This is a genomic window from Tumebacillus flagellatus, from assembly GCF_000714935.1.
Classification (GTDB): domain Bacteria; phylum Bacillota; class Bacilli; order Tumebacillales; family Tumebacillaceae; genus Tumebacillus; species Tumebacillus flagellatus.
Map to the genome: position 1 here is coordinate 103,840 of NZ_JMIR01000005.1, position 15,489 is coordinate 119,328.

Consider the following 15,489-nt stretch of genomic DNA (forward strand, 5'->3'; position numbering starts at 1 on the left):
GGAGGTGCGCCATGTCCCAGAACACCCCCAATCCCTACACCGAGAGCGACCTGGAACAAGCCGCGTTAGAATGGTTTGAAGAACTGCACTACGAAACAGCCTATGGCCCCGCCATCGCCCCCGAGGGAGAATCCGCCGAACGCGAGACCTACCAAGACGTCATCCTCAAAGGCCGTCTGCGTCAAGCGTTGCTCCGTATCAACCGCGGCCTCCCTCTGGAAGCGATCGAGGAAGCCATCCGCATCATCGAAGTCCCGCGCAGCCCAAGCTTGCTCCTCAACAACAAAGCCTTCCAGACCATGATCACTGACGGCATCGACGTCCAATACCGAAACGCCGACGGCGAATACCCGACGGTGAAAGTCTGGTTGTTCGACTTGCACCCCGACCGGATCGAAAAAAACAACGACTTCCTCGTGGTCAACCAGTTCACGCTCCTCGAAAACCGAGGTGAAAATCGAGCGGATCAATGGGCAGACAAACGCCCTGATCTGGTCGTGTTCGTAAACGGCTTGCCCCTCGCCGTCATCGAACTCAAGAGCGCCTCCAACGAAGAAGTAGGAATCAGCGACGCGTTCAACCAAGTGCAGACCTACAAAAAAACAATTCCGTCGCTCTTCACCTACAACTCCTTCCTAGTCATCAGCGACGGCGTGAACGCCCGTGTCGGAACGCTGACCGCCGACGAGGAACGATTCATGATGTGGCGCACCATCGACGGGGAGGAAGTCGCCCCGTCGTCCTTGCCGCAACTGGAAGTGCTGATCCAAGGCATGTTTGAAAAAAACCGCCTGCTCGACATCATCAAGCACTTCGTCATGTACCAAACAGACGGCGAACAACTCTACAAAATTCTCGCCGGCTACCACCAATACCACGCTACGAACAAAGCTGTGCTCAATACCATTCGTGCAACCACGACGGAAGGAGACCGCAAAATCGGCGTCATCTGGCACACCCAAGGCTCCGGCAAAAGCTTCTCGATGGTCTTCTACGCGGGGAAACTTGTGCTTACGCTGGACAACCCCACGCTCGTCATCGTGACAGACCGAAACGATCTCGATGAACAGCTGTACACCACGTTCGGCAAATCCAAAGACCTGTTGCGCCAAACACCGCAACAAGCCAATGACAGAGCGCACTTGAGAGAGTTGTTGTCCGTGGAGTCCGGCGGCATCATCTTCACGACGGTTCACAAATTTACACCGGAAGAGAACGAGGGTCAGTACCCCGTTCTCACCGACCGTCGAAATGTCATCGTCATCGCCGACGAAGCACACCGCAGTCAATACGGTTTCCAAGCTGAGTTGATTCAAGACCAAGACGAAGCCACTATCAAATACGGTTACGCCAAATACATGCGTGATGCGCTGCCCAACGCCTCTTTCATCGGTTTTACGGGAACTCCAGTCGAACTCACGGACAAAAACACACCTGCCGTCTTCGGCGAATATATCGACGTTTACGATATGACCCGCGCCGTAGAGGACGGCACGACGGTGAAGATCTATTACGAAAGCCGGATCGCCCGTCTAGAGCTTTCACCCCGAGAACTGCCGATTATCGACGAAGAGTACGAAGAAATTACAGAATACCAAGAATACACACAGCAGGAACGCTTGAAGTCCAAATGGGCGCGTCTGGAAGCATTGGCGGGTGCGGAGAAGCGTGTTAAGTTGGTTGCCCGTGATCTCGTGAACCACTTCGAAACTCGTAAAGGTGCCATGCGCGGCAAAGCTATGATCGTCGTCATGTCGCGGCGAATCGCCATCGACATGTACAAAGCCATCACAGCTTTACGCCCTGATTGGCACAGCGACGACGACAGCAAAGGCAAGATCAAGATCGTCATGACGGGCAGTTCAAGCGACCCGGAAGATTGGCAGCCCTTTATCGGCACGAAACGCCGCCGTGAATTTTTGGCAAAGCGGATGAAGGACACCAACGACGAACTTGAAATCGTCATCGTCCGCGACATGTGGCTGACAGGGTTTGATGTGCCCAGTATGAACACGATGTACATCGACAAGCCGATGAAGGGTCACAATCTGATGCAGGCAATCGCCCGCGTCAACCGAGTCTTCCGCGACAAGCCGGGCGGACTGATCGTGGACTACATCGGCATTGCCGACATGCTGAAAACCGCGCTTCAACAATACACCGAAAATGACCGGAGAACAGCGGGAATTGATACGGACCAAGCTGTCGATTTCATGATGGAAAAGCTGCAACTCATTCGTGAACTTTTGCACGGGCATAACTACGACAAATTCGCCTCGGAGAAAGCCTCTGAGCGAATGAAGGCCATCGTGGGAACCGTGGATTATGTTCTAGGGCTTGGGGAGCAGAACAAACGTAATTTTCTCAACTTTACGACTGAACTTGCCCGTGCCTATGCGCTTTGTTCAACCACACTTGCAGCGGAGCAAGCGAATTTAGAAATCGGGTTCTACAAAGCGGTCAAGTCCGGGATCGTCAAACTCATTACCACGGAAAACAAAAAGAAAACCGGCAACGAATTGGACGCTCAACTGAACCAACTGATTTCCAAGTCGGTCATGTCCGAGAAAGTCGTGGACATTCTGAAGGAAGTCGGTTTGCGCAAGCCCAACATCGCGATCTTGTCAGATGAGTTTTTGGAGCATGTTCGAGGTTTACGAGAAAGAAACCTCGCCGTGGAACTGCTCCGTCGTTTGTTGCAGGGCAAAGTCAAAGCCGTTTCGCGAGTGAATGTCGTGCAGTCGAAAAAGTTCTCCGATATGCTTCAAGAAGCGGTTCGTAAATACAACAATCGTACCGTGGAAACCACCGCCGTCATCGAAGAACTGATCAAGATGGCAAAGGATATGAACGAAGCCGTCAAGCGCGGCGAGGACTTAGGGCTGATCCAAGAGGAAGTCGCCTTCTACGATGCACTCGCTTCCAACGAGTCCGCCAAGCAAGTGATGGGGGACGCCGTCCTCAAGCAAATCGCCCACGAATTGACCGCCGCGATCAAAAGCAACATCAAAGTGGACTGGACGCTGCGGGAAAATGTGCGGGCGCAGATGAGGATCACGGTAAAACGCCTGCTCAAGAAATACGGCTATCCACCTGATCTTGAGAAGATGGCGATCGATTTGGTGCTTCAACAGGCCGAGCTGATGTGTCAGAATGAGTCGGAGGAGGAATAGACTCCGAACCTAAGAATCGAAAACAAAAAATCCGCCGATCACCGGCGGATTTTTTCTATTTGTCCTTGTCCTCGTCGCCCTCGCCTTCCTCCTTATCCTCAGCTTCCTCATCCAACTTGCACGTGAACAGATCCCCCGACCCGACCGGCACGAGCACGTTGGCCGCATCATCCAGCAGGTCGACGGTAAACTTATACGCCTCAATCCCGATGTACCCGTCGTGGGAGAGCATGTTGTCGGCGACGACCAAGCCGCCGGGGCGCATCTTGGGCCAGAGGGAGGCGAGGTAGAACGTGTACTCGTCTTTCATCCCGTCGAGGAACACGAAGTCCCACGGGCCTTCGAGCTCGTCGATTTTTTCCAGCGCGTTGCCTTCCACCAACTCGATGTACTCGGTGAGCCCCGCTTTCTCGAACGTCTCGCGGGCGAGTTTGATCTTGAACTCGCTCATCTCGCACGTCGTGACTTTGCCGCCGTTCGCACGCGCCGCTTCGGCGAGGAACAGCGTCGAATAGCCGCTCGACGTGCCGACTTCCAAAATTCGCTTGGCGCCGCTGTGGCGCAACAGCACGTTGAACAGCATCCCGGTCTCAAACGAGATGCGCCACAAGCCTTCTTCCAAATCCGGTTGGTTCTCCAGCTCTTCCAAGTCTTTGAGCGTCTGCAAGATGCGCTCGTCTCTCATCGGGTATCCTCCTCGGACTCTTGTTGGAGCGCTTTTTTCAGCATCAGGCGGTAGCGGACTTGCTGGGCGTCGGAGCGCACGTGCACTTCCGAGCTCACGTCCAGCGGCACGTGCTTCGGACGCAATCCTTCCACCACCGGGCGGTCTTCGTCGAGCACGGTGACGTTGTGTTCGTAATGCACATCGTCGATCACGTCCACGTCTTGCAAAAAATTCCGCAGCGCGAGGCCGTAGATCACCGTCTCGTCAACTCCGTTCTCGCGGGTGGGCGTCAGGGCGAGATACGTCGCCATCTGGTTTTCTTGCGCCATGTTTGTGCGCAAAATCAATTGGTTGGGAAAGTAGAGCGTAATCGTGGACGCTTCCCGGTGATCCGGTTCGTTGAGCGGCGTTCGCAAGAGTGGGTGAAAGGGCTTGGCGACCACGCAAATCTCGTCGTCCGTCGCTGTGAATTCCGGGCCGTCGACGCGCGGGTCCACGTCGCCCGTCGTGATCGGGTGGACAAACGGCAGATGCGAAACGTCGAGAACGCTTTCCACGACGCGGGTGAGGTGCGCTTCCCAGCGCGCGGAAAAAGGAACGGCATGCCACGCCGGGGCGGTCAGTTCCGCCGGCAGTTTCAACTCCGGCGGGGGAAACGAACTGCCGAGATAGACCCAGATGTGACCGGCGACTTCTTGGACGGGGTAGACGCGCACCGCCGCAGCGGGCGGGATCGGTGCCTCCGCGCCGTTGGACGGGATGTACGTGCAGCGGCCGTCGGGGTCGAATTGCCAACCGTGAAACGGGCAGGCGATGCTGTTGTCCGTTTGGGTGCCGTCCGACAACCGCGCCCCGCGATGCGGGCATTGGTCTTGCAGCGCGCGCGCCGTGCCGGAGGAGTCGCGGTAGAGGACGATCTCTTCCTCCCCAATCGTGCAGGAGAGCAGGTCGTCTTCCGTCAACTCGGCGCTGGTCGCCGCGATGTACCAGGCATTTTTCATCGAATCACCTCGAAAAGTCGTGCCGTGTGACAATGCAGACTATGCAGGGGAGAGGAGATGTGAAACGAAGTCAAAAAAGACTCGCGCAAGGTCAAGAGCCTGCGCGAGTCTTTTTGTAGTGAACCAGAGAGCGGACGTAGAGATTGCGCCGCATCAGAAACCGACGCATGTATCGTTTCAAAAAAAGGACATCCGCAAGCCTCCCCAGCCAGCCCAGAGGAGAGACGTAGGCAAACGTATCCACAACCAACGTCCCGCCATCGTGCGGAAAAAACTCATGCGTATGCTTCATCTCGCGAAACGCGCCCCGCACCATCTCGTCCACGAAGCGGTGCGGCGGCTCAAACTCCGTAATCCGCGCCGTCAACCGCAAACGCAGCCCGAAATGACGGGCTTCAAACGTCACGTCTTCGCCAAGCCCGATCAAGCCCTTCGTGCCGGAGATCACGCGTTCACGGGTCTGACCCGCCGACTGTTCGTGCAGCGTCATGTCGCGAAACAGGTCAAAACAGACCTCCGGCGTCGCTTCTATGTAGACTTCCGTTCGGATGACCGGCATGCCCGGAACCTCCTCGCAACTCACTCTGCTCTCATCCTATCACAAATTGCTTCTAGAACCATTCAAAAGAAACCTCATGAGGACAAGTACGTAGTACCTAGTGACAGCAGGAGTTCAGCGGCTGTGGAGAGGCTTCGAAAAGCCTTGCGAGAGATGGATTCTACCAAACGAGTGGCTGAGATCCAACTTATACAGTATTATTTATGTATCAAATATCGCGGATGGAGTTGAATTCGATGCTGAAGAAAAAAGCGTTCATGGGGGCTGCGGCGGGGTATCTCTTCGGTTTGGTCACAAGTCTGTTTGTGCCGGAGATCATCTCGTTGTTCTTTCCGCTCATCGGACTTGGTGTCGGACGGATGATGGACAAATTCGAAAGTGCGAGGATCCGCGAGGTTCTGCCGGATGAAGTAGAAGAGGAACTCGCCTCTCTCAAAAAAAGATCCGCCAAGAAGCGAGGCACTTCACCCGCCGACGCAAAACCAGTCAACGTCCGGACGAACCGGATGGCCGACACACAGTTTGCGGAGGTCGAAGAGTATTTGTACATCTTGGAAGACATGGTGCTCTCCGAAGGGCAGAAACAGAAGCTCGATGAAGAGATCGTCGACCGCTGCTTAAGTTTGTTTCTGCGCATTCATCACCTGTTGCCGCTCTTGGATCAAATGGAAAACGGAGACCTCAACCACATGGTTCGCCGTCTGGTGCTGAAAGACCTGAACGGATTCATCGCTCCGTACTTGCGCTTAAGCAGGGAGACCAAGATCAAGAATCGTCAAACGCTGCTGAACGGGTTGAAAGACATTCACATGAAAATCACCTCCATCACGGAGCGAATCGAGTACAAAGACCTGATCGAACTGCAAACGAAGGCCGATCTCATTCACCAGCGATACAGCGAATCGGAAGGCTACTAATGGACTAAGGGAGGAATTCTCGTGACGACGCAAGCCTTTGAACTGAAAGCAGAAGACCGCGAAAAAGCCGAGCAGGAAGCGTTCTACCTCATTCAAAAAATCTCCACCGCCGACACCTTGTCCTTGGACAGCTTGATGGACGAAGTGGGGAAGCTGGGGACGAAAACGCAAGAGAAAGCCGGTCAGACCTTGCAGATGTTGGACAGGCCCGTCAACGACCTCATGTCCGGCAAAAGCAACGAAGTGTCGAACATGATCCTCAAACTCCGCGATGAGTGCGAAGGACTGCAAAACGCCAAAAACGTCGGTCTGTTCGGGAAGATGCTCCGCAAAAGCCCGCTCAAAAACTACGTCTACAAATACCAATCGGTCAAAACCAACATCAATGCGATCCTGAGCGGGTTGCGGGACGGCAAAGACATGCTGCAAGAAAACACCTCCTACATGCGCCAACTGAAACGGGCGTCGATGGAGGAAATCTACAATTTGCAGACGAAGATCGCTTTCGGGCAAAAGCTCAGCGAGATGTTTGAAATCGAGATGGACCGCACGAACAACGAATCCCGCCGCGCCCACTTGGAACGCGGGCATCGCAAGGTCGTCTCCCGCATCCAGTCGATGACGGAGATGATCATGCTCTACAACCAAGCGATCGCCGCCACCGACATCATCAACGACAACAACGACAAATTGGTTGACGCCGTCAACAACGCCATCGACAAAACGTCCAACTTGATCACCGTCTCCGCCATGATCGCGATGGCGCTGGGCGATCAAGAAAAAGTGATCGCCGCCGTCAACGCCACCAACAAGACGCTGGAGGAGCAATTCAAGGAGAACGCCCGCATGCTGCGCACCACCACCGAGCGCACGACCGAACTGCTCAGCAAGCCGTCGATGTCGATCGAATCGGTCAACCAAGCGATCGGCGACCTGATGGCCGCGCTTGATCTCTCGGAGAATTCCAACCGTCAGATCATTGAAAGTTGCAAGGAATACACGGCCAAGATGACGTCGATCAACGACCGGATGAGCGTCCGCCTCGGCATGAACGCCAACTCCAAACCGGAGAAACTGCTGGCTGCTGAGAACGAGGAACTGAGCCATTTTTTGAATTAAAGCGGTTTGCATACCCTCCAGACGGTATCCACGGAAGAGCATCAGCCCGAAGCATGCGGGCTGGTGCTCTTTCTTGTTTTTTATCACAAAAGATTCGAGATACGCTATAATAAGTCCAACCTACATATGGTAAAAAATCAAGGGGTACGAATGGGGGGCGCTCCGATGGAACTTTCCTTTCGGCTTGCTTCTGTAGAAGACGCGCCGTTGATCCACGAGGTCACGCAGAGCGCGTTTTCGGAATACCGCGTGACGGAGGAATACTGGGTTGAGCGGCCCGCCGGAAACATCAGGACTGTGTACATGAGCAAAGACTTATCAGCATGAAAAAACTTCGCTTTTGCATAAGACTAGGAGGCAGATGATGACCGTCAAACTGAACCAACCGACCGCTCTGCGTCTGGAGCAACTCCGCGCCAAGGGCTTCGCCGACGCCGACATCCTCGCGCATTTGCGATCCGGCGACCTCGCGCCGTTTCAACAAGCGCTGGGCGAGGACGTCGAGTTTACCGCCTTGCTCGATTCCTACCACGCCAACCCGGAGGACTTCGCGCAAGCTCTTGCCAACGGCTACGAGCTCTCGTTCATCTCGATCTTCGGCGTGAAAAACTTACTCAACGCGCGCTACGGCCTCGTCGCCGGACGCGACTATCCCGATTCCGACGAATCGCTGGAAGACATCCAACTGTCCCTCGAAGGCGCAAACTGGCTGAAATCCACGCTCTCGAAAAACTGGCGGGTGCTCGACCTCGACAAAACCGCCGAATCCGGCAACGCCTGCGTTGCAGTCAAACACGCGACCCACATCAACGGAGGTGTCCTCTAACATGGCAGACATGAAATACCGCAACCTCGGCAAGTCCGGCCTGAAAGTCTCGGAAATCGCACTCGGCTCTTGGCTGACGTACGGTGGCTCCGTCGAAGATCAAACGGCGGCCGCCTGCATCGACCGCGCGTATGAACTGGGCATCAATTTCTTTGACACCGCCAACGTCTACCGTCGCGGCGAAGCGGAGAAAGTCGTGGGCCAAGCCCTCGCCAAGTACCCGCGCGAATCGTTCGTGCTCGCGACCAAAGGCTTTGGGCAGATGGGCGAAGGCCCGAACGACCGCGGCCTCTCCCGCAAGCACATCTTCGAACAAGTGCACGCGTCGCTCAAGCGCCTGAACGTGGAGTACATCGACCTCTGGCAATGCCACCGCTACGACCCGGAAACCCCGCTCGATGAAACCTTGCGCGCTATCGACGACCTCGTGACGCAAGGCAAGATCCTCTACGCGGGTGTCTCCGAATGGACGGCGGTGCAGATTCAAGACGCGCTCAACATCGCCGACCAACGCCTGCTCGACCGCATCGTCTCGAACCAACCGGTCTACAACATGCTCAACCGCTACATCGAGAAGGACATCATCCCGCTGTGCGAGCGCGAAGGCATCGGCCAAGTCGTGTTCTCGCCGCTGGCGCAAGGCGTGCTGACCGGCAAATACAAGTACGGCCAACCGCTTCCGGAAGGCTCCCGTGCAACCGACCCGTCCACGTCGCAATTCGTGGAGCGCTTCTTGACCGAATCGAACCTGCGTAAAGTCGAGAAACTTGGTGCCGTCGCCAACCGCCTCGACTGCTCGCTGGCACAACTCGCGCTGGCGTGGGTGCTGCGCCAACCGAACGTCTCCTCGGCGATCATCGGCGCCTCCCGCCCGGATCAGATCAACGACAACGTCGGCGCTCTGCGCGTCAACTTCTCGGAAGCCGACCTGACCGAGATCGAAGCGATCCTTTCCGGCGAGTAAGCCCTCAAGCCTCAAGGGTATAGAAAAAAATCCCCCGTCCAACAGGCTCAGGCCGCGGACGGGGGATTTTTTAATACATAGAACATCATTGAGTCTAATAGAAAGTGTGTAATAAAGAGAGTGTTGTCCAGATAGGATATTTTGGAATATAATAGAACTAGATATTAACTTGGAATAAGTGGGGTGGCGATTCAGATGGATATGCGTATTGGGAACTATTGTATTGGTAAAGTTCGGAGTGTTGATGGAAGTAACATTCTTGTGAAAGCCGAAGCATTGAAAATTCCAGAATACGATGGGCATCCGGCTATGCATGTCGAGGTAGGTGCTTACGTCAATTGCGGAGACTTTCATGGGGATACTATCTGTATGGTTTCACGGGTTCGAATTGAAGAGGTAGAAAAGAAAGGTATTTGGGAAGAGAATAACCTTGTTGAACTTTCTATAGTAGGAAGCGTTAATGATGAGGGGAGATTTACAAGGGGAGTAGATCAACTCCCACACATAACATGTGATGTATATTTACTAAACGGTGAGCAAGTGAATTCAATCATGGGAATTGACGACCATCTTTCTGAGGATGAAAAAAGGAAGTTTTTTAAGGTCGGGAAACGATCTATGAAAGGTGGAGGAGATGTTTATTTTGATTTGGATAAATTGCTCGGGAGACATGTTGCGATAGTTGGTACCACTGGGAGTGGGAAAAGTAGTACTGTAGCCAGAATTACACAATCGATTTTAACTGAGTACCCTCAGCCACGAATTATGTTCTTTGATTTACATAATGAATACCGTGATGCCTTTGGTGGTCAGTGGGCAGAGAAAACCAACCTGATAGATTGGGATAATTTCTCATTACCATATTGGTACTTAGATTTGGAAGAGTTCATTGGCATTTATTATCCCGGTGCTGGTGGAACACAAGAAGTGATCTTAAAGGGATTAATAGAAGAATTGAAAAAAGATAATGTAGAGGAAGACAAGAAGTCAAGAGTATCAGTTGATAGCCCGATATTCTTTGATATTGAAGAATTAATCAAGAAACTTGATGCTTTAGCCACTGCGGAAACAACTGCCACCAAGAAAGAACCATTTCAGAAATTAAGCAATCGCATAAGCGCTATTAATAAAGACCCGCGGTTTGATTTCCTTAATCGAGAAAGATTGAGCCAAAAAAAGCTTGGGGAATATTTTACTGAGTTACTTGGAGTTTGTGAAGAAACAAAGAAATATATTACAATTTTGGACTTGAGTGGATTACCCGCAGAAGTTCGAACTATAAGTGTTGGAGTCCTCGCAAGACTTTGTTTTGATTACAGATACTGGGATATGGACCCGGAAAATCTTCCTCTAGCACTTGTTTTAGAAGAAGCCCACTCATATATTCCTGATGAACGAGAAGCCACATATGCACTATGCCTGAACAGGGTGGAAAAAATTGCAAAAGAAGGACGAAAGTATGGAATTAGTCTAATCGTAGTTACACAGCGCCCTTCGAATGTATCCACTACGGTCCTTTCTCAATGTGGAACGTTTATTACGCTTAGGTTGACTAGTGACTTAGACCAAAATAAAGTTAGAAGACTATTACCAGATACTATAGGGGAACAAGCAGAAATGCTTTCTAGTTTGAGAGATAGAGAAGCACTTGTCACTGGAGATGCTGTAAGCATTCCTGGAAGAGTTAGATTCGATGAACCGAATCCTTGGCCGAAAAGCAAGGATGTCAAATTTCACAAAGCTTGGACAGATGGTCCTCCAGTTGGCTACGATATTGACTCTATCGTAGAAGCATGGAGTCTGCGAGAAAAAAGAACAACAAAGTAAAAAATACACAAATAGGCTCTAAAAACACTCCCGCCTAAGGAGTGTTTTTAGAGTTATCTAACAAGAAATGAGGAATGAATGATGAGGCTAAGTAAAATTCATCTAAGAGGATGGCGGTCGTATTCATATGATGAAGGTGTTTTACTTGAAAATTTAAAACACATCAACGTTATCATTGGTCCGAATAATACGGGGAAGTCCAACTTATTTCGATATCTATATCAACTCAGAGAAATGAATAGTATTAAGCAAGCGGCTAAGGACTCAAGCATAAGAGGCGCTAATTTCTATAATCGATATAATCTGTTGGACGAAACCTTTTCGGAAAAAGATACTTGGGCGGAAGAAAACAGTGATATTGTCTTCGATGCATTCATTGACAGTAGTTCGATTAAAGTGTCAGGGAAAGACAGTTTTCATAACAGATCGAAGGAAGTTCATCTGCGAGCTACCCATAAATCAAATGACAATCAAACGTGTTTGTCAGTGTTTTACGATGACAAAAATTATCTATTGGAACCCTTTAATAAAAAGCCGAAGGTATTCGACCCAAAAAGGAATCAGTATGTAGAAACAAAAGATGGGATCGGATTCGCTAACGATTCTGTAGAGTATTGGAATGCATTTATGGAAAGTTTAGTGTTTGTTGACCCTATTAGACATTATAATCGTCAAGCAGCTGACCAAAAAGAGTTTGATTTTGATGGAAGTGACCTAATCAATAGAATCATAGATTTACAACAAAACAACGTAAAGGAGTGGGTTATTTATAAAAAGAACATCCAGAATTGGGTGAAATCCATTCTTTTAGAGGAATTGTTTGAGATCGAGGCGGCTGGTTCTGACCTAAGGTTTTATCTAAAGCGTGGCTCAAATCCTGATCCCATTGCTGCGAATTTATCACAATTGGGTACAGGCGTTTCTCAATTGATAATGTTATTGTCGTACCTACATCTATACAGAGATAAAGAACTAAATGTTTTTATTGAGGAGCCCGAAGGGAACTTGCATCCTGAAGCAGTAATTCAGTTGGTAGGCATAATGAAAGATAATTTTAAGAATCATAGATTTTTCTTTACTACGCATTCATCTGTTCTTATTGATCAAATCGACTCTGACTGGAGTGTTCATAGAGTCATGCGTAAACATAATCAATCCTCTGATATTCAGCCATGTGATACTATCGTGCAGCATTACGAAGTATTGGACGAACTCGGGATTCGCGCTTCGCAGCTCTTGCAGAGTAATTTGGTTATTTGGATTGAAGGGCCAAGTGACAGAACATATATTAACAAATGGATACAGGATCATTCGACAGATGATATGAGATTAGTTGAAGGGAAACATTATAGCTTCCTGATGTATGGCGGGTCAAATCTTGCAAATTTGGACATTCTAAGTGATGGAGAAAATATTAATATATTTCGAACAAGTCGTTACGCAGTTATTGTTTGTGACTCTGATAAAGCTAATGAGGATAGCGAATTAAAGGAAAGAGTCAAAAACATTAAGAAAAAAGTGTCTGAATTGACGGTGAAAATAGACGGTCATGACAGGTCCTTATCGGATTTTGTGTATGTTTGGGTAACAAAAGGGAGGGAAATTGAAAATTACATCCCGCATGAGTTGTTTTTGAAGGTTTTAATGAATGAAGACCATAAGAAACACCGAGTAAAAAGTGGTGAGGAAATGAAAAAATTAATATTCAACTTGAAAGGATTGGGTGATGAAGAGTTCGGGCAATACGATTCCTTCGACAAGTTCTTTAGTAAGATTTATTCATTTGAAGATGGCGGTAGTTTAGGTGAAATTGAGCTCGGTAAAGTCTCAGATTCTCTTTCGAATAGTAAATCGAGTATCGCTAAAAGTGTTGTAGGCATGTGGAAAGATATAAATTGGTACGAACACTTAGATTTAAAGAAAAATATCGCAGAAGTTATGGAAAAGATAAAATTAGCGAACGGGATCAAGTATTAGAAAAATCCCCCGTCCCACAGGCTCAAGCCGCGGACGGGGGATTTTTTTCTTCGGCGTAACGGGGGAGGGCATAGGTGTAGAACAGCGCGGTGAGGAGAACCAGCGAGCCAACGCAGAGGAACAGGGTCGGGAGCGTGAAGTGTGCCGGGAACAGCCACGCAAGCAGTGCTAAGGCGAGCGATTGCGAAGATTGGGTCAGCGGCGTGATCCAACCCTGAACGCGGCCCATCATCTTCGGGTCGACGATCTGCTGCATCCAGCCGTTGAACGGAATGTTGACGAGCGGAATGGAGAGAGCGAACAGCGCGAAGCAGGCGTAGTAGACCGGCATGCTTCCGGCGAAACCTGTGCACCCGATGCCGACCGCTCCGAGGAGGAAGCCGAAGATGATCAGGCGGTAGAGGGGTATTTTTTTCGCGAGGAGGGAGGCGACGGGGCTGCCGATCAGGAGAGCCGCGCCGAACACGATGCCTTGGTAGACGGTCATCGCTTGGTAGGAATCCGGAGCGAGTTTATACTTCAGTAGAAACATCGGCAACACGGTCAACCCGCCGTTGACAACCCCCAGGATCAGGAGGCCAAACAGAAGCGAGCGCAGGAGCGGGTAGCTCAACACGTACTGTGCGCCCGCTTTCAAATCGAGAAACACCACCGACGGCTTCAACTCGCGCCAGGAAGTTGCGCCGTTGGGCAAGAGCACCTCGCGGGAAATCCGGCACGCGCGAATCAACCACCCCGAGAGAAAAAAAGACGCCGCATCCACCGCCATCGCGCCTTCCGCTCCGAGGTTCCAGTAGCAGAGCGCGCCCAGGCCGCTGCCAAACAGCAGGAACACGGAAGAGACCATCTGATTCAGCCCGACGGCGGTGGTGTACTCCTCCTGATCGAGCACCCCCTGCACCAACGCCGCTTCCGCCGGCAAGAAAAAACGCCCCACCGCCGAGCGGACAAACAGCAGCGCGAAGATCACCGGAACCCACCCGGCCCACAGCGCCGCCAAGATCAGCAGCGTGAGCCCGGCGCGAATCCAGTCGGCGTTCGCGGCGATCTTCTGCCGGTTCATGCGGTCGGCGAGCACGCCGACGATCCAGAACACGCACAGGGTCGGAAGCGAGATCATCAATTCCGCCATCGTCGCGTAGCCGGGCTGGGACGAGAAGCGATCCAACAGATAGAACGCAAACGCCACCGTCCCGATTGTGCTGCCGAACTCCGACGTGAAGTTGGCGAGGAAGAGCTTGCGGTACGTGCGGTTTGCAAACACGCTGAAGAAGGATTGAAACATTGCGAGGCTCATGGACGTGCACCACCTTATTCGAATAGTATCTAATTTGATGGTAATCGAATCAGACGCTGCCGTCAATCACAAATTCGAAGTTTATCTAATTTCGTGGTGATCGAATTCCAAGCTCCATAACTCCAAATTTGTAACTAACTTTCTATATAGGAAAGTATTGAAACTTTCGCCATCCTGTTCTATGATAGTCCTAGAAACTTCCAATTGAAGGGGAGACGACGATGGCGAACTTTGACTTTGATCAATACCCGGCTCTCGGGTTGACGGCAATCAGCCGTGCAGGACGGGTTAATTTTTTTGACGGACATGTGGGGGCTGCGATGTTGGCGGCGTTTTTTATCCAGCGGGATCAAGAGGTGCCGGAGCATGTGCGCGAAGGGCTCTCGCGAATTTGCGAGGGCTACCAAGCCGAGCATCCGGAATGGTTTGAACTCTTCCCTGAGGAGCAAGCCGACCCGGCGCTCTTGGCGCACGTCGTGGCGGGCATTCGCAACAACGCCTCCGTGCTGCGCCGCTCCGGGCACGGCGTGACGTTCGGGACGCTGGCGTTGCGGGCGCTGATCGAATTTCCGCAACTGTGCACGCCAAGCATCGTCGAGGGCTTGGCGATTTGTTTGGAACAGACGCTGAAGGACCGCGCCAACCGCTACTACGGCATCTCCGACTATTTGAACTTGACCCCGGAAGAACTCGGTTTGGAGCCGTACGCCGACGTCGACGAGATGGTGCAGCGCGCGTTCGACGAACTGGACGTCGTCGTGCCGGACGGAGTGTACAACGAGCAATTCTATTTCTTCACCGGCGAATTGGAGCACGGCGTGACGTTCGCCCAAGCTCTCGTCGACCTCGGCCGTCTGGGCTACGAAGACATCCAACGCGAGGGCATGCGTTGGCACCGTCTGCAAATGCACTTGAACGCTCAGCGCCCGGCGGAAGTGCTGGAACGCCAGATCGTCGAATCAGGCTTCACTTCCGTACTCGACCCGGCGTACTGGAGCCACTCCTACGAAGACCCGCACGCGATCAAAGTTCCCTACGCGGCGCTAGAACTGCTCCCGCGTGTCCAAAACCGCGCTGAAGCCGAACGCGGCGTCTGCAAGATCCTTACGCAAGCCAAGTAAATCAAACGGGCAGGACGCGTGCGCGTGTTCTGCTCGTTTTT

General features: G+C 51.7%; 13 protein-coding genes. 9 read left to right on the forward strand and 4 right to left on the reverse strand.

Annotated features, from left to right (window positions below):
- Positions 1–11 precede the first annotated feature (11 nt).
- A complete protein-coding gene (locus EL26_RS05445) occupies positions 12–3,173 on the forward strand; it encodes a type I restriction endonuclease subunit R (protein WP_038085380.1) in 3,162 nt (1,053 codons plus the stop codon).
- 55 nt (positions 3,174–3,228) lie between these two features.
- Here the strand turns inward: EL26_RS05445 and EL26_RS05450 are convergent, their stop codons facing one another.
- The 3 genes from EL26_RS05450 to EL26_RS05460 form a co-directional block, all read right to left on the reverse strand.
- Positions 3,229–3,858, reverse strand: a complete 630-nt coding sequence (locus EL26_RS05450) for an O-methyltransferase (RefSeq protein ID WP_052036026.1) — start codon at positions 3,856–3,858, stop codon at positions 3,229–3,231.
- Entirely contained in the window at positions 3,855–4,841 is a 987-nt protein-coding gene (locus EL26_RS05455; RefSeq protein WP_052036027.1) for an aromatic ring-hydroxylating oxygenase subunit alpha, read from the reverse strand. The genes EL26_RS05450 and EL26_RS05455 overlap by 4 nt, the downstream gene beginning before the upstream one ends.
- Positions 4,842–4,932: 91 nt before the next feature.
- Positions 4,933–5,400, reverse strand: coding sequence for an SRPBCC family protein (locus EL26_RS05460; protein ID WP_038085382.1), 468 nt, complete (start codon positions 5,398–5,400; stop codon positions 4,933–4,935).
- Positions 5,401–5,636: 236 nt separating this feature from the next.
- Here EL26_RS05460 and EL26_RS05465 point away from each other — a divergent pair, with 236 nt between their 5' ends.
- The 7 genes from EL26_RS05465 to EL26_RS05495 all read left to right on the forward strand — a co-directional run bounded on the left by EL26_RS05465 (position 5,637) and on the right by EL26_RS05495 (position 13,030).
- Positions 5,637–6,317, forward strand: coding sequence for a hypothetical protein (locus tag EL26_RS05465; RefSeq protein WP_052036028.1), 681 nt, complete (start codon positions 5,637–5,639; stop codon positions 6,315–6,317).
- Positions 6,318–6,338: 21 nt separating this feature from the next.
- Positions 6,339–7,436, forward strand: a complete 1,098-nt coding sequence (locus EL26_RS05470) for a toxic anion resistance protein (RefSeq protein WP_038085385.1) — start codon at positions 6,339–6,341, stop codon at positions 7,434–7,436.
- Positions 7,437–7,601: 165 nt separating this feature from the next.
- Positions 7,602–7,763, forward strand: coding sequence for a hypothetical protein (locus tag EL26_RS25350; RefSeq protein WP_161780665.1), 162 nt, complete (start codon positions 7,602–7,604; stop codon positions 7,761–7,763).
- Positions 7,764–7,800: 37 nt separating this feature from the next.
- Entirely contained in the window at positions 7,801–8,262 is a 462-nt protein-coding gene (locus tag EL26_RS05480) for a hypothetical protein (protein WP_052036029.1), read from the forward strand.
- A gap of 10 nt (positions 8,263–8,272) precedes the next feature.
- On the forward strand, positions 8,273–9,226 hold the full coding sequence (locus EL26_RS05485; protein ID WP_038085541.1) for an aldo/keto reductase family protein: 954 nt from the start codon (positions 8,273–8,275) through the stop codon (positions 9,224–9,226).
- A 195-nt stretch (positions 9,227–9,421) separates the two neighbouring features.
- Positions 9,422–11,053, forward strand: coding sequence for an ATP-binding protein (locus EL26_RS05490; RefSeq protein ID WP_038085388.1), 1,632 nt, complete (start codon positions 9,422–9,424; stop codon positions 11,051–11,053).
- A gap of 81 nt (positions 11,054–11,134) precedes the next feature.
- Positions 11,135–13,030, forward strand: a complete 1,896-nt coding sequence (locus EL26_RS05495) for an ATP-dependent nuclease (RefSeq protein ID WP_038085390.1) — start codon at positions 11,135–11,137, stop codon at positions 13,028–13,030.
- Between the two features lie 22 nt (positions 13,031–13,052).
- On the opposite strand, the gene EL26_RS05500 is transcribed toward EL26_RS05495, so the two are convergent.
- A complete protein-coding gene (locus EL26_RS05500; protein WP_238546057.1) occupies positions 13,053–14,327 on the reverse strand; it encodes an MFS transporter in 1,275 nt (424 codons plus the stop codon).
- Between the two features lie 221 nt (positions 14,328–14,548).
- On the opposite strand from EL26_RS05500, the gene EL26_RS05505 reads away from it, so the two are divergent.
- Positions 14,549–15,448, forward strand: a complete 900-nt coding sequence (locus tag EL26_RS05505; RefSeq protein WP_038085393.1) for a hypothetical protein — start codon at positions 14,549–14,551, stop codon at positions 15,446–15,448.
- The last annotated feature ends 41 nt before the right edge of the window (positions 15,449–15,489 follow it).